This window comes from Amycolatopsis keratiniphila (genome assembly GCF_000400635.2).
Taxonomy (GTDB): domain Bacteria; phylum Actinomycetota; class Actinomycetes; order Mycobacteriales; family Pseudonocardiaceae; genus Amycolatopsis; species Amycolatopsis keratiniphila.
This window is the reverse complement of record NC_021252.1, coordinates 6,845,173-6,866,131: the sequence shown is the minus strand read 5'-3', so window position 1 is coordinate 6,866,131 and position 20,959 is coordinate 6,845,173. Positions and strand designations below refer to the sequence as shown.

General features: G+C 69.0%; 21 protein-coding genes. 15 read left to right on the top strand and 6 right to left on the bottom strand.

Annotation, left to right across the window (positions count from 1 at the left end; translation table 11 throughout):
* Window positions 1-278: 278 nt before the first annotated feature.
* Window positions 279-1,274: an LLM class flavin-dependent oxidoreductase gene (locus AORI_RS71485; RefSeq protein ID WP_200870940.1), complete on the bottom strand. Its 996-nt coding sequence runs from the start codon at window positions 1,272-1,274 to the stop codon at window positions 279-281.
* A gap of 164 nt (window positions 1,275-1,438) precedes the next feature.
* Here AORI_RS71485 and AORI_RS71480 point away from each other — a divergent pair, with 164 nt between their 5' ends.
* On the top strand, window positions 1,439-5,254 hold the full coding sequence (locus AORI_RS71480; protein ID WP_016336398.1) for an nSTAND1 domain-containing NTPase: 3,816 nt from the start codon (window positions 1,439-1,441) through the stop codon (window positions 5,252-5,254).
* 377 nt (window positions 5,255-5,631) lie between these two features.
* On the opposite strand, the gene AORI_RS71475 is transcribed toward AORI_RS71480, so the two are convergent.
* The gene (locus tag AORI_RS71475) at window positions 5,632-7,746 is read right to left on the bottom strand and encodes a HelD family protein (RefSeq protein WP_016336397.1); all 2,115 of its coding nucleotides are present in this window, start codon (window positions 7,744-7,746) and stop codon (window positions 5,632-5,634) included.
* Between the two features lie 122 nt (window positions 7,747-7,868).
* Here AORI_RS71475 and rsmD point away from each other — a divergent pair, with 122 nt between their 5' ends.
* The 14 genes from rsmD to AORI_RS71405 all read left to right on the top strand — a co-directional run bounded on the left by rsmD (window position 7,869) and on the right by AORI_RS71405 (window position 18,448).
* Entirely contained in the window at window positions 7,869-8,423 is a 555-nt protein-coding gene (gene rsmD / locus AORI_RS71470; protein WP_016336396.1) for a 16S rRNA (guanine(966)-N(2))-methyltransferase RsmD, read from the top strand.
* A 52-nt stretch (window positions 8,424-8,475) separates the two neighbouring features.
* Window positions 8,476-8,958 (top strand): pantetheine-phosphate adenylyltransferase, encoded by a 483-nt coding sequence (coaD, locus tag AORI_RS71465; RefSeq protein WP_016336395.1) that lies wholly within the window; start codon window positions 8,476-8,478, stop codon window positions 8,956-8,958.
* A gap of 99 nt (window positions 8,959-9,057) precedes the next feature.
* Window positions 9,058-9,750, top strand: coding sequence for a ribonuclease domain-containing protein (locus AORI_RS71460; RefSeq protein WP_016336394.1), 693 nt, complete (start codon window positions 9,058-9,060; stop codon window positions 9,748-9,750).
* Window positions 9,751-9,817: 67 nt separating this feature from the next.
* Window positions 9,818-10,333 (top strand): RNA polymerase sigma factor, encoded by a 516-nt coding sequence (locus AORI_RS71455; RefSeq protein WP_016336393.1) that lies wholly within the window; start codon window positions 9,818-9,820, stop codon window positions 10,331-10,333.
* Window positions 10,333-11,103, top strand: a complete 771-nt coding sequence (locus AORI_RS71450) for a hypothetical protein (RefSeq protein ID WP_016336392.1) — start codon at window positions 10,333-10,335, stop codon at window positions 11,101-11,103. The genes AORI_RS71455 and AORI_RS71450 overlap by 1 nt, the downstream gene beginning before the upstream one ends.
* Window positions 11,104-11,222: 119 nt before the next feature.
* Window positions 11,223-11,948, top strand: a complete 726-nt coding sequence (locus AORI_RS71445) for a DivIVA domain-containing protein (protein ID WP_043849099.1) — start codon at window positions 11,223-11,225, stop codon at window positions 11,946-11,948.
* Between the two features lie 126 nt (window positions 11,949-12,074).
* Complete coding sequence (locus AORI_RS71440; protein ID WP_016336390.1) at window positions 12,075-12,692, top strand: YceD family protein; 618 nt, start codon at window positions 12,075-12,077, stop codon at window positions 12,690-12,692.
* 72 nt (window positions 12,693-12,764) lie between these two features.
* Entirely contained in the window at window positions 12,765-12,947 is a 183-nt protein-coding gene (gene rpmF, locus AORI_RS71435) for a 50S ribosomal protein L32 (protein ID WP_005160412.1), read from the top strand.
* Between the two features lie 15 nt (window positions 12,948-12,962).
* Window positions 12,963-13,709, top strand: coding sequence for a ribonuclease III (rnc, locus tag AORI_RS71430; protein WP_016336389.1), 747 nt, complete (start codon window positions 12,963-12,965; stop codon window positions 13,707-13,709).
* 111 nt (window positions 13,710-13,820) lie between these two features.
* Entirely contained in the window at window positions 13,821-15,179 is a 1,359-nt protein-coding gene (locus tag AORI_RS71425) for a polysaccharide lyase 6 family protein (protein ID WP_016336388.1), read from the top strand.
* 149 nt (window positions 15,180-15,328) lie between these two features.
* Window positions 15,329-16,189 (top strand): bifunctional DNA-formamidopyrimidine glycosylase/DNA-(apurinic or apyrimidinic site) lyase, encoded by an 861-nt coding sequence (gene mutM, locus AORI_RS71420; RefSeq protein WP_016336387.1) that lies wholly within the window; start codon window positions 15,329-15,331, stop codon window positions 16,187-16,189.
* Between the two features lie 67 nt (window positions 16,190-16,256).
* Complete coding sequence (locus tag AORI_RS71415) at window positions 16,257-16,697, top strand: helix-turn-helix domain-containing protein (RefSeq protein WP_016336386.1); 441 nt, start codon at window positions 16,257-16,259, stop codon at window positions 16,695-16,697.
* Window positions 16,698-17,261, top strand: coding sequence for a hypothetical protein (locus AORI_RS71410; protein WP_016336385.1), 564 nt, complete (start codon window positions 16,698-16,700; stop codon window positions 17,259-17,261).
* Window positions 17,258-18,448: an MAB_1171c family putative transporter gene (locus tag AORI_RS71405; RefSeq protein WP_016336384.1), complete on the top strand. Its 1,191-nt coding sequence runs from the start codon at window positions 17,258-17,260 to the stop codon at window positions 18,446-18,448. The genes AORI_RS71410 and AORI_RS71405 overlap by 4 nt, the downstream gene beginning before the upstream one ends.
* An 84-nt stretch (window positions 18,449-18,532) precedes the next feature.
* On the opposite strand, the gene AORI_RS71400 is transcribed toward AORI_RS71405, so the two are convergent.
* From AORI_RS71400 to AORI_RS71385, 4 genes are read right to left on the bottom strand one after another with little or no spacing between them, the layout of a single operon-like run.
* Window positions 18,533-18,880 (bottom strand): DoxX family protein, encoded by a 348-nt coding sequence (locus AORI_RS71400; protein ID WP_043848309.1) that lies wholly within the window; start codon window positions 18,878-18,880, stop codon window positions 18,533-18,535.
* 28 nt (window positions 18,881-18,908) lie between these two features.
* Window positions 18,909-19,598 (bottom strand): hypothetical protein, encoded by a 690-nt coding sequence (locus AORI_RS71395; protein ID WP_016336382.1) that lies wholly within the window; start codon window positions 19,596-19,598, stop codon window positions 18,909-18,911.
* Window positions 19,595-20,482: an ABC transporter ATP-binding protein gene (locus tag AORI_RS71390; protein ID WP_016336381.1), complete on the bottom strand. Its 888-nt coding sequence runs from the start codon at window positions 20,480-20,482 to the stop codon at window positions 19,595-19,597. The genes AORI_RS71395 and AORI_RS71390 overlap by 4 nt, the downstream gene beginning before the upstream one ends.
* Window positions 20,479-20,856 (bottom strand): GntR family transcriptional regulator, encoded by a 378-nt coding sequence (locus AORI_RS71385; protein ID WP_016336380.1) that lies wholly within the window; start codon window positions 20,854-20,856, stop codon window positions 20,479-20,481. The genes AORI_RS71390 and AORI_RS71385 overlap by 4 nt, the downstream gene beginning before the upstream one ends.
* Between the last annotated feature and the right edge of the window lie 103 nt (window positions 20,857-20,959).

Here is a 20,959-nt window from a genome sequence, read left to right as displayed (position 1 = left end):
GATCTTGTCGGTTCTTTCGTGTTCGGTGGGGCGTTGGTCCGTTCGGGGCGTGGGGTGGGTGAGGCCGGCCGATCGGTCGCGTGTCATGAAAGGGTCGTTCAGGACACCTTTCGTCCTGAACGACCCTTTCATGACACGCGCCGCGGTGCTGTCACGCGCACCACCGCCTCCGGCCCCGCGCCGCCCCGGATGCCATGAAAGGTCCTTTCCTTGCAAAATTTGCAAGGAAAGGACCTTTCATGGCACCTGCGGGAGCGGGCAGGCGAGACCGCCCGGCGTCAGCGCGCCAGTTCGGCGACCAGCTCGTACGACCGCACCCGATCCGCTTGGTCGTGCACCATCGTCGTGATCATCAGCTCGTCGGCACCCGTATCCGCCAGCAAGGTCTCCAGTCCCTTGTGGACAGTCTCGGGCGAACCGATGACACTGCTCGAAGCCCGGTCCTCGATGAACACGCGCTCGATGTCGGTGTACGGGTACGCCGCGGCCTCCTCCGGTGTCGGCAGCGGGATGGGGCGGCCCTTGCGCAGGCTCAGGAACGTCAGGCCGCTGGGCGCGGCGAGATACTGGGCGCGCTCGTCGGTTTCGGCGGCGACCACGGAGACGCCGAGCATCACGTACGGCTCGTCGAGGACGTCCGACGGTTTGAACGCGTCGCGGTAGAGCGCGACGGCCGGCAGCGTGTTCTCGGCGCTGAAGTGGTGCGCGAACGAGAACGGCAGGCCCAGTTCGCCCGCCATCCGCGCGCTGAAACCGCTCGAGCCGAGCAGCCACACCGGCGGCTTGTTCCCTTCGGCGGTCACGGCGTTGACGGCGCGCTGGTCGGAGTGCTCGAAGTAGGCCAGCAGTTCCGCGAACTGCTGCGGGAAGTTCTCCGCGCTGAGCCCGCCCGGGCCGCGCAGCGCGAGCGCGGTCCGCTGGTCGGTGCCCGGCGCGCGCCCGATGCCGAGGTCGATCCGGCCGGGGTGGAACGCCTCCAGGGTGCCGAACTGCTCGGCCACCACCAGCGGCGCGTGGTTCGGCAGCATGACCCCGCCGGAGCCGACCCGGATGCGTTCGGTGGCGGCCGCGACCTGGCCGATCATCACGGCGGTCGCCGAACTCGCGATACCGGGCATGTTGTGGTGCTCGGCGAGCCAGTACCGGTTATAGCCGAGGGCCTCGGTCCGGCGGGCGAGGTCGAGGGTGTTGCGCAGCGAATCCGCCACACCGCCTCCGGCCACGACGGGCGAGAGGTCGAGCACGGACAGCGGGATGTCAGGCAAAGAGGTCACGCCCCGGTACAACGCGCCGGGCCCTCGATCCCTTCCCGCGCCTGTCGATCGATCGAAATTAACCGCCCCGATGTGGCCGGTACTCGGCGGAGTTCCCCCGTTTCCACGGTACGGTTGCCCCCGAATGCGAGGGTGGGAAAACCACTGAAAAGAAAGGATTGAGAGTGCCGCGTCCGGAGAGACCTTTGGACCCCGGGGACGATCCGTTGCTGGGGTTCGCCGCCGATCTCCGGCGTCTGCGGGAGAAGGCCGGGAATCCGACGTACCGGGAGCTGGGCAGGCGTGCCCACTACTCCGCGGGAACCCTCTCCGAAGCCGCCGGTGGGAAGAAGATGCCCAGCTTGGCGGTGACGTTGGCCTATGTCCGGGCGTGCGACGGGCCCGAGGAGGAGTGGGAGGCCCGATGGCACGACGTGACCGAGCGCACGCGCGGCGGAGTCCGTGATTCACCGGTTGCCGCGCCGAATGGGGAATCGCCACCTTATATCGGCCTGACCGCATTCGGGCCGGACGACGCGAGCCGATTCTTCGGTCGCGAACGACTTGTCGGAAAACTCGTCACGAGGCTTTCGGATCAACGATTCTTGGCGGTTCTGGGGGCTTCCGGTTCAGGTAAGTCGTCGTTGCTCCGGGCGGGCCTGCTGCCCGCGCTCGCCGAGTCCTCCGTCACCATGCTGATGACCCCCGGGTCGCGCCCGCTGCAGGAATGCGCCGTCCAGTTCGGCGCCGCGCTCGGGCTCGCGCCGGGCGGCCTGCTGGCCGAACTCACCGGACATCCGCGCAACCTCGGCCTGGCCGCCCGCCAGCTGGTCGCCGACCGTGAGGGCGACGTCGTGCTGGTCGTCGACCAGTTCGAAGAGGTCTTCACGCTGTGCCAGGACGCCGACGAGCGGGCAGCCTTCCTGTCGGCGCTGGTCACCGCGACGACCGAGCCGGAGAGCCGGACGAGGGTCGTCCTCGGCATCCGCACCGACTTCTACACGCACTGTGCCAGGCATCCCGAGCTGGTCGAGGCCATGCAGGACGCGCAGATCCTCGTCGGCCCGATGAGCACCGAGGAGCTGCGGCAGGCCATCTCGCGGCCGGCGATCGACGCCGGGTACCGCGTCGAGAACGCGCTGGTCTCGCGGCTCGTCGCCGACGCGACCGGGCAGCCCGGCGTGCTGCCGCTGCTGTCGCACGCGCTGCTGGAGACCTGGCGCCGCCGCCACGGCAACACCCTCACCCTCACCGGCTACGAGTCCACCGGCGGGATCGAACGGTCGGTCGCGCAGACCTCCGAGCACACCTTCACCGCGCTGAGCGAACACCAGCAGCGGCTGGCGAACCAGATCTTCCTGCGGATGACCGCGCTCGGCGAGGGCACCGAGGACACGAAGCGCCGCATCACCCGCGACGAGGTGGACGCCGATGACCCGGACGTCGCCGTCGTGCTGGACAGGCTGGCGTCTTCGCGGCTCGTCACCCTCGACGACAACGGCATCGAGATCGCGCACGAGGCGCTGATCCGGGGCTGGCCGCGCCTGCGCGAATGGCTCGCCGAGGATCGCGAGGGCCTGCGCGTGCACCGCCAGCTCACCGAAGCGACCGACGCGTGGGAATCGGTCGGCCGCGACGACGGCTGGCTCTACCGCGGCGCCCGGCTGTCCATCGCCCGGGAGTGGGCGGCGGAGCACGAGAGCGCGCTTTCCCAGCGTGAACGCCGCTTCCTCGAAGCGAGCGTGGCGATCGAGAACCAGGAGCAGGCCGTCGCGCGGCGCCGCACCCGGCGGCTGCGCCAGCTGGTCGCGCTCCTGGCCGTCCTGCTGGTGCTGGCGACGGCGGCGATGGTGTACGCCGTCCGGGCCGAGCAGACCGCGACCGCCCAGCGCAACAGCGCGCTCGCGCAGAAGGTCGCCGGGCAGGCCGTCGCGATGCGGACGACGAACCCGGCGCTGGCCGCGCAGCTCGCGCTGGCGGCGTACCGCGTCGATCCGAGCGTCGACACCCGGGGCAGTGTGCTCGCGATGTTCGAGTCGCCGTACTCGACCCGCGTCCGGGGACACGGCAACCGTGTCAACGCGGCGGCCCTGCGCGGCGACGGTCAGGTGATGGTGACCGGCAGCTGGGACCAGACGGCCAAGTTGTGGGACGTCAAGGATCCTCACCGCCCGCGCGAGCTGGCCACGCTGACCGGGCACACCGGCAACGTCAACTCGGTGTCCTTCAGCGCCGACGGCGGCGCGGTCGCGACGGCGGGCTGGGACAAGACCGCGCGGCTGTGGAACGTCGCGGACCCGGCTAAACCCGGGCCGGGAGTGCTGGTCGGGGAGCATCTGGGACGGGTCAACGCGGTGGCGTTCAGTCCGAAGGCCGCGGCGCTCGCCACCTCGGACGGCGAGGGCACGGTGCGCCTGTTCGACGTCCGCGACCTCGCGAAACCGGTGCTGGCGGCCACGCTGACCGGGCACACCGGCAACGTCAACGGGCTCGCCTACGCCCCCGACGGGCGGACACTCGTCTCGACCGGCGCCGACAAGACCGTGCGGCTCTGGGACGTGGCCGACCCGGCCACGGCCAAACCCCTCAGAGTCGTGGAGGGACACACCGCCGGTGTCCATTCCGCGGCGTTCAGCCCGGACGGCCGGACGCTCGCCACCGCGAGCATCGACCAGACCACGCGCCTGTGGAACGTCGCCAACCTCATGGCGCCGTCACCGCTGGCGACCATCGACTCGCACAAGGCCATCGTGCGGTCCGTGGCGTTCAGTCCCGACGGGACGACACTGGCTACGACCGGTTTCGACCGGGCCGCGCGGCTGTGGGACATCACCGATCCGGCGAAGCCTCGCCAGAAACCGGCGCTCGTCGGGCACACCGCGGCCGTGGTCTGGGCGGTGTTCACGCCGGACAGCCGCACGCTGGTGACCGCGAGCGACGATCAGACGGCGCGGATGTGGGATCTGCCGGGGCCTGCGATCAGCGGCCCGGCGAAGCCGGCCTGCCGGGCGGTGTTCAGCGCCGACGGGAAGCTGCTGGCCACCGGCAGCCAGGACGGTGTGGTGCGCCTGGTCGACGTGTCCGACACACGGAACCCGCGGGAGGTGGGCAAGATCGCCGGTTTCGGCCAGGGTGTCTGCGGTCTCGCGTTCAGCCCGGACGGCAGGTCGCTCGCCGCCGGGTCCTGGGACCACACGATGCGGCTGATCGACGTCACCGATCCGCGGAAACCGGTCGACGCCGGCGTCTTCTACCGTCCGGCGGACGAGATCGACCCCGTCGCGTTCAGCCCGGACGGCCGGACTCTCGCGACCGCGGGGTCCGGGCACACGGTGAAGCTGTGGGACGTCGCCGACATCCGGCGCCCCGTCGAACTCGCGACCCTCACCGGACACGAGGACGACGTCCACTCGCTCACCTTCAGCCCGGAAGGCCGCACCCTGCTCACCGGCGGCTGGGACCACACCGCCCGGCTGTGGGACGTCTCGATCGCGAAGGCGCCGAAGCAGCTTTCGGTACTGAAGGGACACTCCGACACGGTGTTCTCCGTGGCCTACAGCCCGGGCGGGAAACTCGCCGCCACCGGAAGCGCCGACCGCACGGCCCGGTTGTGGGACGTGACGGATCCGGCGGCGCCCCGGGAGGCCGCGCTGCTGACCGGGCACACCGACAACGTCATCTCGGTGGCCTTCAGCGGCGATGGGAAGACCTTCTCGACCGGCAGCTACGACCGATCAGTGCGACTATGGGATGTCTCCGATCCGGGATCGGTCCGCGAATCGGCGAACCTGATCGACGACGTCGACCGGGTCAACGCCGTGGCGTTCGCCCCCGATGGGCACACGCTCGCGGGCTCGGTCGCGGACGGCAGCGTGCGGTTGTGGGAGACCAGCCCCGAGCGGGCGGCCGAACGCATCTGCGCGACGGTGTACCCGCGGATCACGGCGGACGAGTGGGAACAACACCTGCCGGGGCTCGATTACCGGCCTCCGTGCCCGTGACCACGGCCTCTTCGTTGTTCGGCGTTGTTGTTCGGTGGGATCGCCGTGACACCGAACAACGAAGAGGCGCTAGAAATACCCCTGGACGTGCGATGCGTCCCCACATCGTTCACTCACCGGGGGTCTGAAGGGCTCCTTCAGGGCATTCACCAGTGTCCTGAAGGAGCCCTTCAGCTTTTTTCGCCCTCCCTCACGCGAGTCACGCCCCCGATCACGCGAGTTACGCCTTCAATCACGCGTGTCGTCCGTCCAATCACGCGTGTCGTCCGCGGAGGCACGCCGGACTCGCGTGATCGAACGCCGAACTCGCGTGATCGGGGGCGTAACTCGCGTGATTGGAGGGCGAACTCGCGTGATCAGACGGACGACATGCGTGATCAGGCGGCGGGGATCCAGTCGGGGTTGGACGCCAGGACGGTCAGCTGCTGGGTCGCGCGGGTCAGCGCGACGTACAGCACCCGGCGGCCGGTGGTCGACTCCGTGATGAGGTCGTTCGGCTCCACCAGCACGACGGCGTCGTACTCGAGGCCCTTGGAATCGAGGCTGCCGACGACCTTGAGCCGCTCGTCCGAGAGTTCGGCGAGCCAGCCCTCGACCTCGGGCACCCGGTCCATGGCGGTGATCACGCCGACGGTGCCTTCGACGGCGCCCATCAGTTCCTTCACCGCGGCCTGCGTCGCCGCCTCGAGCCCGGACGCCTCGACGGGCCGGACCTCCGGGGTGACGCCGGTCTGCCGCACCGCGCGCGGAAGCTCGTCGGCCTCCGCGTGCCCCGCGACGACCTTCGCGGCCAGGTCGAAGATCTCCGCCGAGTTCCGGTAGTTGGTGCGCAGCGTGAACCGGCGCCGGGTCGTCTTGAGCCCGAACGCCTGGTCCCGCGCCATCGCGGCCTCGGCCGGATCCGGCCATGAGCTCTGCACCGGGTCGCCGACCACGGTCCAGCTCGCGTACTTGCCGCGCCGGCCGACCATCCGCCACTGCATCGGCGAGAGGTCCTGTGACTCGTCGACGACCACGTGCGAGTACTCGTCGTAGTGCTCGGGCCGGGTCGGGGCGCCGCCGCGCTCCGGGTTGACCTCGACGTTCTGGCGGGCCCGGCGGCTCTTGGGCGGTGTGCCGATGAGGACGCGAAGCTCGTCGAGGAGCGCGACGTCCGCGATGGTCCAGCCGCGCGAGCGGTCGGCGAAGTCGGCCGCGAGCATGCTGATCTCGTTGCGGTTGAGCAGGCCCTTCGCCGCGGAGGCGAGCCGCTTCTCGGTGCCCAGCCACCGCAGGATCTGCGCCGGGTACAGGATCGGCCACCAGACCACCAGGAACCGGTGGAACTCGATGCGCTCGCCGAGCTCGGTGATCAGCTCGGCCTTGTCGATCTGACGGCCGTCGTCCTTCGCGTGCTGCTCGGCCTTCGCGGCGAGCGCGTCGAGCAGCAGCTCGGCGGCGCGGATCCGCGACCGGTTCGGCGGCCCGCCCGCGGTGTGCACCTTGCGGCGCACCTTGTCGAGCTCGCGCGCGTTGAGCCGCAGCACCTCGCCGCGGTAGACGATCTTCATGTCCTCGGGCGCGTCTTCCGGCGTGTCCCGCAGGGCGCGCAGCAGGATCTTCCGCATCCGCAGCGAACCCTTGATCGCCGCCAGCGGAGCCGGGTCCTGCCGGGTGGCTTCGAGGCCGTCGAGGACCTCGCCGAGCGCGCGCAGTTCGACGTTCGTCTCACCCATCGACGGCAGTACCCGCGAGATGTAGCTGGTGAACACCCCGGACGGGCCGATCACCAGCACGCCCGCGCCGCCGAGCTGGCGGCGGTGGCGGTAGAGCAGGTACGCCGCACGGTGCAGCGCGACCGCGGTCTTGCCGGTGCCGGGACCGCCGGTGATCTCGGTGACACCGCGCCACGGCGCGCGGATGACCTCGTCCTGTTCCTTCTGGATGGTGGCGACGATGTCCCGCATCTTCTCGCCGCGCGACCGGCCGAGCGCGGCCATCAGCGCGCCTTCGCCGACGATCTGCATCCCCTCGGGGACCGCGTCGGCGATGAGGACGTCGTCGTCGACGTCGAGGACGTTCTGGCCGGAGCACCGGATCACCCGGCGCCGGACGACGTCCATCGGCTCCTCGGCCGTCGCCTGGTAGAACGCCGCGGCCGCGGGCGCGCGCCAGTCGGTGACGAGGTTGTCGAACTCGGCGTCGCGGATGCCGAGACGGCCGACGTAGATGTGGTCGTTGTCGAGGTGGTCGAGCCTGCCGAAGACCAGGCCCTCGTACTCCGCGTCGAGGGTCTGGAGGGTCTGATTGGCGTGGTACACCATCATGTCCCGTTCGAACAGCATGGACGCCTGCTCGAAAATGGCTTCCCGCCCGGCGCCATGGCCGATCTCGTAGCCCTTGGTACGCATGGCCTCAGCCTGGGCTCGCAGCTCGGCGAGCCGGGTGTAGACGGTGTCCACATGGGCTTGCTCGATGGCGATCTCGGCCCGTCTGACCCGAGGTTCGGACACGCAACGCTCCTAAACGCTTCTATCGCCTCCGAGGGCGAAGGACGACTCTACGCGAGCTGGGCGGAGGCTTCACCAAGTCCCGGCCAACGTCACGGCGGAAGGCGTTGAGGCACGATGCTCCAATGACCAGGATCGTGGCGGGGACCGCGGGCGGCAGGCGGCTGAAGGTCCCGCCGAAAGGCACGAGGCCGACCTCGGAACGTGTGCGCGAGGCGCTGTTCAACGCGCTGGAGGTCGCCGGCGAGCTGCAGGGGGCCCAGGTCCTCGACCTTTACGCCGGTTCGGGCGCGCTCGGGCTGGAGGCGTTGTCCCGCGGCGCGTCGGGCGCGCTGTTCGTCGAGTCGGACCGGCGCGCGGCCGAAGTGCTCAAGGGGAACGTCGCCGCGCTGGGGCTCGGCGGCACGGTCCGGGCGGGCGCCGTCGAGTCCGTCGTGGCCGCTCCGGCGCCGGAAACGTTCGACATCGTCCTCGCCGACCCGCCCTACGCTGTGGATTCCACCCGCCTGGGGGAGGTCATGGCCGCGCTCGCGGCGAACCGGTGGATCACGGACGGGGCGCTGGTGGTGATCGAGCGGGCCGCGCGGGACGGCGAGCCGGACTGGCCGCCGGGCTTCGAGCCGATGCGGACGAAGCGCTACGGCGACACGGCGCTCTACTGGGCCGAATATCAGGTGTGACGCAGGACGCGCAGAACGCGCAGGACGTTCCTCGCCTTGGTAGCGTCCGCGCATGCGGCGTGCGGTCTGTCCCGGGTCCTACGACCCGGCCACCAATGGACATCTCGACATCATCGAGCGGGCGGCCAAGCTGTTCGACGAGGTCGTCGTCGCGGTGGGGGTGAACAAGAGCAAGAAGGGCCTGTTCACCACCGAGGAGCGGATGGACATGCTGCGCGAGATCACCGCGAAGCTGCCGAACGTGCGCGTCGATTCCTGGCAGGGACTCCTCGTCGACTACTGCCGTGAGAACGACATCATCGCGGTCGCGAAGGGCCTGCGGTCGGTCAGCGACTTCGACTACGAGCTCCAGATGGCGCAGATGAACCGTGAGCTGACCGGACTCGAAACCCTGCTGATGGCGAACAACCCGGCGTACGGGTTCGTGTCGAGCTCGCTGGTCAAGGAGGTCACCGCGCTCGGTGGCGACATCGAGCACCTGGTGCCGCCGATAGTGTTCAAACGCCTCTCGGAAAAGTACTCCGAACGAGGTTGACCCGAACGGCCGAAGCCGTTGGTCGGGCGCTGGTGAGCGGCGATGAAGAGTTCATCTCGACGCCTTCTGGTGAATACACGATCGGGTTACGGTCCGAAAATGACCAACAAACGATCGCGGATCGCCGCCGCGCTGCTCGTTCTGCTTGTCACCTTCTTCGGCGGACTGAGCGCCGCGCAGGCCACGGCCGCCCCCGTCTCGGTCCAGCAGAACCCGTGCGGGGACCTCACCGGGTTCAAGCACGTGTCGTTGTCGTCGCTGCCCGCCGAGGCGACGACGACCTACGACCTCATCAAGAAGGGCGGGCCGTTCCCGTACCCGGACAAGGACGGCACGGTCTTCTCGAACCGGGAGAACATCCTCCCGAAGTGCGCTTCGGCCTACTACCACGAATACACGGTCCCGACCCCCGGCTCGCCGGACCGCGGCGCGCGGCGCATCGTCACCGGTGACGGCGGGGAGTTCTTCTACACCGCCGACCACTACAAGACCTTCTCCGTGATCGACGTCGACGGCACCCCGGCGCCGTCCTGCGGTGACACCTCGAAGCTGACGAAGATCGGCTACTCGACGCTTTCGTCCGCGGCCAAGTCCGTGGTGGACAAGGCCCGCGGTGGCGCGACCGGCACGGTCTACCAGAACCGCGAAGGAGTGCTGCCGTCGTGCGCCGCCGGCTACTACCAGCTGTTCCCGGTGGGCACGAACGACCGCGTGATCTCCGGCAAGGGCGGCGAGATCGTCTACACGCCGGACCGCTACGTCACCTTCAAGCTGGTGAACCTCGCCGGCTGATCCGCCCGTGCAACGTCTCGTGCCTCCCCGTCCGTGAGATACACCGGAACACGGACGAGGAGGCACGATGCGGTCTGGGGACGATGCGAGCTTCAGGGAGTTCGCCAGGGACAAGGCGCTACCGCTCAGGCGGACGGCGTACCTGCTCTGCGGCGACTGGCATCTCGCGGAGGATCTGGTCCAAACCGCGCTCATCCGCCTTTACCGGGTCTGGCCGAAGGTCCGCCGGAAAGGGCCCGTCGACAACTACACGAGGCAGATCCTGATGCGCTGCTGGCTCGACGAGCGGCGACGACCTTGGCGGAGCAGAGAGAACCGCGACGGCGTCGTCCCCGAAGAGCCCGCCGCTCCCGCTGAGGCCGGCATCTCGGATTCGCTGCTTCGCGCCCTCGCCGAAGTTCCCCCGAAACAGCGCGCCGCCGTCGTGCTGCGCTACTGCGCCGATCTCCCGGTCGCGGAGGTGGCCGTCGCGCTGCGCTGTTCGGAAGGGACGGTCAGGAGCCAGGCCGCGCGAGGACTCGACGTCCTCCGCGCGGCCCTGCAGAGGCAGCACGACGAGGCTGCCTCCGGGAGGAGCGTGTGATGGACGAACTCGAAGACAGGCTGCGCGGGATCACCTTGGCCGAGCCCCCGCTCGGTTTCGACCCGGACGAGGTCGCCGGGAAGGCGGCGAAGAAGGCGCGGAACCGGCGAGGAGTCGTGGCCACGGGGATCGCGACACTGGCGGTGATCGCGGCGGCGGTCGTGTTCGTGGCGCCGGGGAACGAGCCGGAAGAAGTAGCGCCGGCCGCCGCTCCGTCCAGCCGGGAGGAGCAGAAGGCGCGTGATCTCCAGCACCTCAAGGACGTGCTTCCGGGCATCCTGGTCGGCGCGACGGACATCTCCGTGCGGGATTTCATCCAGGTGAACGACTCGGACCTGATGACATCGGAGGTCAGGTACATCGACGCTGCCGGAGTGAAACGGCTGCTCAACCTCACCATCAGCGGCCCGGTGACCACAAAGGACGGTTATCGCCGGGAAGGCCGCTGCGACTTGGGCAACAGGGGTGACGCCATCGGCCCCGACCGGAAGCCGATGCGGTGCGAAGAGCTGGTCACCCCGGCCGGGATACCGGTGGTCATCTCCGAGACCACGCCCAAGAACCCGGATCAGGTGGGGGAGCCGGTCGTGCTCGGCCAGGGCTTCTCCACCGGGAAGGTGTCCGGCCGCAGCGCGATCGCCTGGCACTCGTGGGGAGGCTCGGTCAACGCGATCGACCTCGGTGCGTGGGATTCGCCCGACGCCGGACCGGCGCTCACCGACGGGCAATTGATCGAGCTCGTCACCGATCCGGTCTTCCTCTTCCGGTGATCATGGCGCGCGGTACCGGCGGGGACACGCCCGGTACCGCGCGCTTTCACCCCTTACGGCGGTGATGAGGGCAAACTGAACTCAGGGAATGTGGGGATCGCTGTAGGTAGGGAGTGGCCGTGTACCGGGTTTTCGAGGCGCTCGACGAGCTCGTCACCATCGTGGAGGAAGCCCGCGGCGTGCCAATGACCTCCAGTTGCGTCGTCCCGCGCGGGGACACCCTGGAGCTGCTCGACGACATCCGTGACGCCCTGCCGGGCGAGGTCGACGACGCCCAGGACGTCCTGGACAAGCGTGACCAGCTGATCCAGACCGCCCGGACGGAGGCGGCGGAGACGATCTCCACGGCGAACACCGAGGCCGACCGCACGGTCGCCGACGCGCAGGCCGAGGCCGAGCGCATCCTCGCCGACGCCCGCGCCCGCGCGGAGCAGATGATGAGCGACGCGCACGCCGAGGCGGAGCGCATGGTCGCCGCCGGGCAGGCCGAGTTCCAGAACCTCACCGACCGCTCGCGTGCCGAGTCGGAGCGGATGATCCAGGCCGGTCGCGACGCCTACGAGCGCGCCATCGAGGACGGCCGCGCCGAGCAGGCCCGGCTCGTCGCCCAGACCGAGGTCGTCCAGGCCGCGCACGGCGAGGCGGCGCGCATCGTCGACGAGGCGCACGTCGAGGCCGACAAGCAGCGCGGCGACTGCGACGCCTACGTCGACGGGAAGCTGGCCGAGTTCTCCGAGCTGCTGGCGACCACGCTGCGGACGGTCGACTCCGGGCGCAACCACCTGCGGTCGCCGGTCAACCTGCCGGGCAACAGCCGGACCTCGCTGTACGACTACCAGAGCTGATCGCCTGGCACCTCGAGTACGTGAAGGCCCCTTCATTGCGTCTAGCGCGGTGAAGGGGGCCTTCACGTACTTCCGAGCTCCGGCCGCCCGAAAGTGAGTGGCGGTACCTGCGTACCCTGGTCACCGATGTCTGAGAACAAGTCGCCGCAGGCCAAGCCTGCGCAGCTGGACGACCGGAACCCGTGGGTGCTCGACACCCGCGAGCTCGGCCGTCACGCCGGCCTGAGCAAGGCCGTCCAACGCTCGATCCCCGTCGAGACCGCGCTCGGAGTGCCCGACGTCATCACCATCGACGCCGGCTCCAGCCTGGAGCTCGACCTGCTGCTCGAATCCGTCGTCGAGGGTGTGCTCGTCAGCGGTACGGCGTCCGCCGTCGCGACGGGGCACTGCTCGCGGTGCCTCGACCCGATCACCGAGGACGTCGAGGTCGACCTGACCGAGCTCTTCGCCTACCCCGGCTCCGCGACCGAGGAGACCACCGACGAGGACGAGATCCCCCGCCTGGTGGACGACCGGATCGATCTCGAGCCGACGGTCCGCGACGCGGTGGTGCTGGCGTTGCCGCTGGCCCCGCTGTGCACCGAGGACTGCCGGGGACTGTGCACCGAATGCGGTGTCAAGTGGGCCGATCTCGAGCCCGGTCACGGGCATGAGAAGATAGACCCTCGGTGGGCCGCGCTGGTCGATCGTTTCGAGGACGAAACGGGCGATGACCAGGCCGATGGCCCCGGAAAGCAAGCCTGACGAGCACCAGCTCGTTCCGGAGAAGCAAGTTCGCTCGCGACCGCGGGCAGACCGTCTGAAGGAGATCTACTCGTGGCCGTCCCGAAGCGGAAGATGTCGCGATCCAACACCCGCGCGCGCCGCAGCCAGTGGAAGGCGGCTCCGGTTCAGCTGGTGCCCTGCTCCAACCGCGCCTGCAAGCAGCCGAAGCTCCAGCACATCGCGTGCCCGGCCTGCGGCCAGCACAACGGTCGCCAGGTCGTCGAGCCCGCCTGATCGGCAGCTGACGACATGGGGGGCAAGTCGGCCGGTGGACCACCCGCGGACCCCGCACCACTGCTCGAAGCACTCGGGATCACGATCGAACCCGAGCTGCTGACGTTGTCGTTGACCCACCGTTCTTATGCCTATGAGAACGGTGGGTTGCCGCCGAACGAGCGTCTGGAGTTCCTCGGGGACGCGGTCCTGGGCCTGGTCGTCACCGACCACCTCTACAACACCCATCCCGAACTGGCCGAAGGTCAGCTCGCGAAGCTCCGTGCCAGCGTGGTCAACATGCACGCGCTGGCCAGGGTCGCGCGCGGCCTCGGCGAGGGCGGGCTGGGCAGGCACCTGTTGCTGGGCAAGGGCGAAGAGCTCACCGGCGGCCGGGACAAGGCGAGCATCCTCGCCGACGGGCTCGAAGCCGTCATCGGCGCCGCGTACCAGCAGCACGGCATCGACGTCGCGCGCAAGCTCGTGCACCACCTGTTCGACGGCCTGCTCGCCGAGGCGCCGCTGCGTGGCGCCGGCCTGGACTGGAAGACCAGCCTCCAGGAGCTGACGGCGTCGGCCGGGCTCGGCGTGCCCGAGTACAAGGTCGAGGACACCGGGCCGGATCACCGCAAGGAGTTCAGCGCCACCGTCCTCGTCGGCGGGCGTGAACTCGGCTACGGCTCGGGAACGACCAAGAAGGAAGCCGAGCAGAAGGCCGCCGAGACGGCCTGGCGTCAGCTTTCGGCCGAGCTCGACATCGAGCAGCCGCCGAAGACGATCTGAGTCCCCTTCACCGGGACGGTTCGTTGACGCACGAGCCGGTGAATCAGTAACCTCATCGCAGTCCGCCGCCACTGACGCGACCGTTCAGGTCGCCTGTCGAGAGGTCGGCGGATGCGTCATTTCTGCCTGGTCACAGCTGCGATTCTGGCGCTCGTGACCGGTCCTGCCACGGCTTCGGCCGCCCAAGTCGTCCGGGTGACGTCGTTGAGCGCGTTGCAGGCGGCGATCGACAAAGCCGGTCCCGGCGACGAGATCAGGCTGGCCGACGGGAGCTATTCGGCGGGCTCGGCCATCGCGATCAAACGGTCGGGAACGGCGAACGCGCCGATCACCATCACCGCGGAACACGTCGGCAAGGCCGAGATCAAGGGTTCCGCGGGTTTCTCGTTCTCTTCGGGTGCTTCGCATGTCGTGTTGCGCGGGTTCAAACTCCGGCACGGTGGCTCGATGAGCGTGCCGGTGGGCAGCACGCACAACCGGCTGACCCGGCTCGACGTCCAGCTCTCCGGCGGCGGCAACTGGGTCACGCTCAACGGTGACGACACCGAGTTCGACCACAACGTCATGCAGAACCGCACCACCCAGGGCGTCTTCCTGCAGGTGCTCGGCCCGGCCAAGGACATGGCGAAACGGGTCAAGGTGCACCACAACTACTTCTCCAACCACAAGTTCACCGGTTCGAACGGTGGCGAGTCGATCCGGTTCGGGCTGAGCCACCACCAGAAGTATTCGGCGGGCGGCGTCGTCGAGTACAACCTGTTCGAGAAGGCCGACGGGGATTCCGAGGCGATCTCCGTGAAGTCGTCGGACAACGTCGTGCGGTACAACACGATCCGCGACAGCCGCGGCTTCATCGTGCTGCGCCACGGGGACCGCAGCGTGGTAGAGGGGAACATCCTGCTCGGCCGGTCCGGGATCCGGTTCCACGGCAACGACCACAAGATCGTCAACAACTACGTGCACACCACGGCGAACCGCGGGATCGTCTTCGGCTCGGGCAACGAGGCGGACAGCGGGCCGGACAGCAAACTCCACGACCGCCCCGACCGGGTCGTGGTCGCGTACAACACCGTCGTCGGGACCACCGACGGCATCCACGGCGACGGCGGCGACTTCAAGCCCAAGGACTGCGTGCTCGCGAACAACATCCTGCAGGGGACCGGGAAACTCGTGAGCATGCCGGGCGGTTCGGACGTGAAGTACGAGGGGAACATCGCCTGGGGCGGGCCCGCGGGAATGCCTTCGGGCGGCTATCAGGCCGTCGACCCCAAGCTGGTGCAGGACAGGTTCTACCGGCTGTCCCCGGGGAGCCCGGCGGTCGACGCCGGTGTCGGCTCCTACCCGTACGCCGGCACCGATTTCGACTTGCAGACGCGGTCCGGGAAGTACGACGTCGGAGCCGACGAACTGCTGCCGGGAGGGGCGCGGAAAGCCTTGACGAAGGCGGATGTCGGGCCGCTCGCTCCCTGACCCCCGGCGATGGGCTGAAAGCGTCCTTCACCGCATCCGACGCGGTGAAGGACGCTTTCGTCGCATGAGATGCGGGGAAAGTCCCCTTCAGCCACCACCTCGGAACCGTCCTCGCCACTCACGAGGCGCCCGGTGGGAGAATCGACGGCATGCCCGAACTCCCCGAGGTCGAGGTGGTCCGTGCCGGGCTCGAGGCGCATGTCTCGGGCCGGACGATCACCGAGGTCGAAGTCCTCCACGCCCGCGCGATCCGCCGTCACGAACTCGGCGCTGAGGATTTCAGCGGACGGCTCTCCGGCGTGAAGATCGCGGCCGCCCGGCGCCGCGGCAAGTACCTGTGGCTGGAGCTCTCCGACGGTCAGGCCATGCTCGCGCATCTCGGCATGAGCGGCCAGATGCTCGTCCAGCCTGGGGACGCCCCCGACGAGAAGCACCTTCGCGTGCGGTTCCGCTTTGCTGACAAAGGGCCGGAGCTGCGCTTCGTCGATCAGAGGACCTTCGGCGGGCTCGCGCTCGCGGAGCTCACCGAGGTCGACGGGACGGCGTTGCCGGGCACCATCGCGCATATCGCCCGCGACCCGATGGACCCGCGCTTCGACCTCGACCAGGCCGTCCGCGCGCTGCGGTCGAGGCGGACCGAGCTCAAACGCGCGCTGCTAGACCAGACGCTCGTCTCCGGGATCGGCAACATCTACGCAGACGAGGCGCTCTGGCGGTCCAAGCTCCACTGGGCCCGCCCGACCGACAGGCTCACCACGGCCCACGGCCGCACCGTGCTCACCCACGCCAGCGAGGTGATGGCGGAGGCGCTGGTCGTCGGCGGGACCTCGTTCGACGCGCTTTACGTCAACATCAACGGCGAATCCGGATACTTCGACCGCTCGCTCGACGCCTACGGCCAGGAAGGACTGCCCTGCGGCCGGTGCGGGACGGCCATCCGGCGCGACCCCTTCATGAACCGTTCGTCGTTCTCCTGCCCGCGTTGCCAGCCGAAGCCGCGCACGAGGTGAAAACTGTCGTGTACGGCGCGGGGCCCGCGTCAACTAGCATGAACGGGCACGAGAGGTAGGGAGTGGGATGGTGGCCGCGACCGAGCCCGGTAAGACGACGCTCGCCGAGAAGATCGACAAGCTGTTCCAGATCGTGCTGAGACCCGATCGCGAGCCGTACAGCCACGAAGAGGTGGCCAAGGCGTGCCGTGAGGCCACCGGCGAGAGCTTTTCGACGACGTACCTGTGGCAGCTGCGCACCGGCCGCCGCGACAACCCGACGAAACGCCACCTCGAGGCGCTCGCCCAGTTCTTCGGCGTCTCGCCCGCGTACTTCTTCGACGACGAGCAGAGCGCCAAGATCGCCGAGGAACTCGCGCTCCTCGGCGCCCTTCGCGACGCGGGCGTCCGCGACGTCGCGCTCCGGGCCGTAACGCTTTCCCCCGACGGACTCGACACCATCAGCGACATGATCGACGCGATCGCCCGCAGGGAATCCGGACGGGGCGGCCAGAAGAAGGAGTCGTGAGTGGATCGCCGCCGTAAGGAGTTGTGGCGCCGCTGCCGGAATCTCGCCGACGGCGTGGCGCTTCCCGAACCCTTCGACGCGGAGTCCTTCGTCGCGGAGCTGGCGGCAGAGCGCGGCCGCCCGATCGAATTGATGCAGGTCAGCGTCCCCTCCAGCGGCCCCTGCGGGCTGCTGATGAGCACCGAGCGCGCGGACTACATCCTCTATCCGACCAACACCACCGCCCTGCACCGGCGGCATATCCTGCTGCACGAGGTCGGCCACCTCCTGTGTGGTCACGTCGGTGCGGCCGCGGGAGCCGACGGGGTCGCGCTCGACGCGGCCGCCGGCAAGGCCCTCATGCCGAATCTCGCACCCGAACTCATCCGCCGTGTGCTCGGCCGCACGAGTTACAGCGCCGTCGAAGAGCAGGAGGCCGAACTGCTCGCCAGCCTCCTCGCGCAACGCGTCGCGCGGACGTCGGTGCGCGGGACGGCCCGGCACCACGAGGGCGGAAGTGATCTCGCCGGCGGATTGGCGAGGGTCGACGACCTCTTCGGCAGCCGGAAACGGCGTCTGCCGTGATCGAGACCATCGCGTACTTCTGTTGCGTGGTGGCGTTCGCGGGTTTCGGCTACAAGCTGATCCAGGCCAGGCACACCCAGCCCCGGCGGCGGATGTGGTTCCTCAGCGCCTTCGGGATGTGCATCGCGGGCGGCATCATGCTGCTCACCCCGGCCATGGAGAACGCCGTCGGCGTCGAAGAACCCGTCGGCAGTCTCCTGAACCTCGCGGCCGATCTGCTCAAGATCGGCGCGATGGCCTTCGCGGTCGCGTTCGCGCATTCGCTGAAACTGGGGGAGGGCAAGCGGATCGGCTGGCACGCGGTGCTGTCCTGGACCGTGGTGGCCGCCGAGATCGCGCTCTTCTTCCTCTCCGGCAGCTACCGCGTCGGCGAGCACACCGCCGCCGGACCGGGCGGGCTCGGCTGGTTCGTCGCGTACAACGTTCTTTTCCTCGTCTACGGTCTGATCAGCCTGCTGACGTTCTCGATCGTCTTCGCCCGCTTCGCGCTGCATGCCGATCCCGGCCCGCTTCGCACGGGGCTGTGGCTGCTCGTCGGCGGCGGGGTTTCCGCGCTGGGCTGGACTTTCTGGGACGTCGACGACATCTACATCCTCGCCACCACCGGCGCGGTCGACGCCGGGGAGGACACGCTCTCGGCGATCCTGGCGGCGCTGAGCGTCGGCCTCGCCGGGGCGGGCGCGACGCTCAGCGTGTGGGGGCCCGCGCTGGCCGCCCCGTTCCGGTTGATCGGCATGTACCGGACGTACCGGCGGATCGAACCGTTGTGGGCCGCACTGCGCGAAGCCGTCCCGGGAATCGCGCTGGACCCGGGCCCCGGTATGCCGGGCGGTGTCGAATTCGCCTTGTACCGCAGGGTGATCGAGATCCGGGACGGCCATCTCGCGCTGCGGCCCTACTTCGATCCGGACCTCCCGCCCGTCGCGGAAGCCGAAGCACGCAAGGCGAAGGTCCCCGAAACCCGTGTGGCCGCGACGGTCGAGGCCGCGACCTTGGCCGCCGCGCTCGCCGCCTCCGAGGCGGGCCGCCGGTACGCCCCCGACGACGTTCCGGCGACCTATCTCGACGAGCCCGACATCGCCACCGAAGCGGCGTGGCTGGTGGAGGTCACCCGCGCCTGGCGACGGTCCGCCGTGGTCGGGCGGGTTCGGGACCTGGCCCGTGAATCCGTAACTCGCGTGATTTAAGCCGTAACTCGCGTGATTGAAGGCGTCATACCCGAGTTACGCCCTCGATCACGCGAGTTCCGCCTCCAATCACGTGAGTTGCGGCTAGACGACCGCGGTGACGGCGGCCGCCGCCGAGACCAGCGCGAGCCAGACCGGCGGGGCGATGTCCTTGACCCCGTCGCCTGCCCGGGCGTGGGAGATCGCCGCCCCGATCAGCAACGCCATCAACCCGATCGCCGCGGCGACCCCCACCGGCGGCCAGAAGAATCCAGCCGCCAGGCCCGCCGCTCCGGCGATCTCCAGCGCGCCGATCCCCTGGATCCCCCGGACCGAGAAGCCGAGCCTCTCGGTCCGGGAGACCAACGCCGGCTGACGCAGGACCTTCGCCACCCCCAGTACGGCGAAGATCGCGATCAGCAGCACCGACAACACCACATGAGCCACGGCCATCACGGAACTCCTTGGTGTGGAAGGACTTTCAGACGGTGACGCGGCGCATCGTGGCGAATCCGCCCGCACCGGCGAGGCAGACCAGCAACGCGAGCACCCCGGTCATCCCGCCGACGGTCAGCGTGCTGAAGAACTCCCCGAGCTTCGGCCAGGAATCGGTCCAGCTGAGCACCAGCACCGCTCCCAGCAGCACCAGGACCTGGGCCGCGCCGAACAGGACGACACCCACCACCGCGGCGCGCCGGTAGATCAGGCCGTACCACATGCCGTAGACGAACATCAGCAACAGGAACACGAACGAGGTGAGCAGGGTCAGGTACCAGGGACCGTTGAGCAACCAGGGAACGCGGAAATAGTTGAGACCGAGCCCCCAGCCCCCGGTCCCGTCTTCGATCACCTGGAACACGGTGATCCCCACCGCGTACAGCGCGGAGAGCCCGGCGACCAGCAGGATCGTGCCGAGGTAGTAGGACCGCCTCGAAACGCCGAGCGCGAGCCCGAACGGGAGCGATTTCGTCATGCTCAAGGCGCCGCAGACGAACATGAACACGAATAGCGTGAACAGGCCGCCGGAGTAGTTCTCCTCGGGTGTTTCGGGAATCAGCGAGAAGATCGCGAGATTCACCCCGAAGGCGAAGAACGTGACGCCGACCGGGAGGACGACGTACTGGAGCCGGTCCACCAGGTGGTAGCGCGCGACGTTGACCAGGGTGTTCATGCGGACGCCTCCTCTGCGGTCTGTCCGTTGGAGGTGTGCACCATCAACTGCTGCAAGGAAAGCGGCTCCAGTTTCAGGTGCAGGGCCTTCGCCTTCGCCTTGTCGGCGGGGGCGAGCGCGTCGGCGACGGTGACCGAAGCGCGCGACCCGATCTTGCGGCGATGCAGCACCCGGCGGCCGGTGACGAAGTCGTCCACCGCGAGGGCGGGGCCGGAAACCGTGACGGCCGTGCCGCGCAGTTCGTCGGCGGGCGCGTCGAGGACGACGCGGCCCTTGTCGATCATCACCACGTGCTCCAGCAGATCGGCGACCTCGTCGATCAGGTGCGTGGAGAGCAGGATCGTGCGGGGATGGGCCGAATAGTCGTCGAGCAACCGGTCGTAGAACAGCTGGCGCGCCACGGCGTCGAGACCGGCGTACGGCTCGTCGAGCAGCGTGAGTTCCGCCCGGGCAGCGAGCCCGATCGTGATCGACAACGCCGAACGCATCCCTCGCGAGAGCTTCTTGATCGGGCGTTTCGTCGGCAGATCGAAATCGCGGAGCAGGCTTTCGGCCAGTTCGGCGTCCCAGTTCGGGTAGAACCACGATGCCGCCGTAAGAGCGTGCCGCACCTTGAAATCCGGGAACTGCTGGTCTTCGCGGACGAGCACGAGGCGCCGCAGCACCCGCTCGTTCTCGACCGGGTTCTCGCCGAACACGCGGACCGAGCCGGTGCTGGCGAACTCCTGTGCGGTGACGATGCGCAGGAAGGTGCTCTTGCCCGCGCCGTTGCGGCCGAGCAGGCCGGTGATCTTGCCTTCTTCGATGTCGACCGAGACATCGCCGAGCGCCAGGTGGTCGCCGTAGCGCCGGGTCAGGCCGGTGGTCGAAATGGTCGGCGTCATGCGGCGGGTCCTCCGTTCCGGTGTCCGTTCCCGCGGATGAGCGAGATCAGGGTTTCGTCGTCGATGCCGAGGCGCTTCGCTTCGATGAGCATCGGGTCGAGGTACTGCTCGGCGAACCGCTGCCGCCGGTCGGTGAGCAGCTTCTGCCGCGCGCCGGCGGCCACGAACATGCCGATACCCCGCCGTTTTTCGAGCAGGCCGTCGTCGGCGAGCACGTTGATCCCCTTGGCCGCCGTCGCCGGATTGATCCGGTAGAAGGCGGCGAGTTCGTTGGTTGACGGCACGCGTTCCCCCTCGGCCAGGCTTCCCTCGGCGATGTCGTCGGCGATCTGTTCGGCGATCTGCACGAACAGGGGTGTTCCTTCGTCGAGCACGACACCTCCGTCCCCAGTCTTCGAGCACCCTCTCGGGGTGCGATGGTTCATTACTGGACTAAGTAACCCATGAACCACCCGTCGTCCGCAAGTGGCTTCCGCC

What these genes read in the sequence shown, in the direction of transcription:
- rsmD (WP_016336396.1), top strand. Translation starts at nt 7,869, where the DNA reads ATGACCAGGATCGTGGCGGGGACCGCGGGCGGCAGGCGGCTGAAGGTC.
- coaD (WP_016336395.1), top strand. Translation starts at nt 8,476, where the DNA reads ATGCGGCGTGCGGTCTGTCCCGGGTCCTACGACCCGGCCACCAATGGA.
- AORI_RS71460 (WP_016336394.1), top strand. Translation starts at nt 9,058, where the DNA reads ATGACCAACAAACGATCGCGGATCGCCGCCGCGCTGCTCGTTCTGCTT.
- AORI_RS71455 (WP_016336393.1), top strand. Translation starts at nt 9,818, where the DNA reads ATGCGGTCTGGGGACGATGCGAGCTTCAGGGAGTTCGCCAGGGACAAG.
- AORI_RS71450 (WP_016336392.1), top strand. Translation starts at nt 10,333, where the DNA reads ATGGACGAACTCGAAGACAGGCTGCGCGGGATCACCTTGGCCGAGCCC.
- AORI_RS71440 (WP_016336390.1), top strand. Translation starts at nt 12,075, where the DNA reads ATGTCTGAGAACAAGTCGCCGCAGGCCAAGCCTGCGCAGCTGGACGAC.
- rnc (WP_016336389.1), top strand. Translation starts at nt 12,963, where the DNA reads ATGGGGGGCAAGTCGGCCGGTGGACCACCCGCGGACCCCGCACCACTG.
- AORI_RS71425 (WP_016336388.1), top strand. Translation starts at nt 13,821, where the DNA reads ATGCGTCATTTCTGCCTGGTCACAGCTGCGATTCTGGCGCTCGTGACC.
- mutM (WP_016336387.1), top strand. Translation starts at nt 15,329, where the DNA reads ATGCCCGAACTCCCCGAGGTCGAGGTGGTCCGTGCCGGGCTCGAGGCG.
- AORI_RS71415 (WP_016336386.1), top strand. Translation starts at nt 16,257, where the DNA reads ATGGTGGCCGCGACCGAGCCCGGTAAGACGACGCTCGCCGAGAAGATC.
- AORI_RS71400 (WP_043848309.1), bottom strand. Translation starts at nt 18,880, where the DNA reads ATGGCCGTGGCTCATGTGGTGTTGTCGGTGCTGCTGATCGCGATCTTC.
- AORI_RS71395 (WP_016336382.1), bottom strand. Translation starts at nt 19,598, where the DNA reads ATGAACACCCTGGTCAACGTCGCGCGCTACCACCTGGTGGACCGGCTC.
- AORI_RS71390 (WP_016336381.1), bottom strand. Translation starts at nt 20,482, where the DNA reads ATGACGCCGACCATTTCGACCACCGGCCTGACCCGGCGCTACGGCGAC.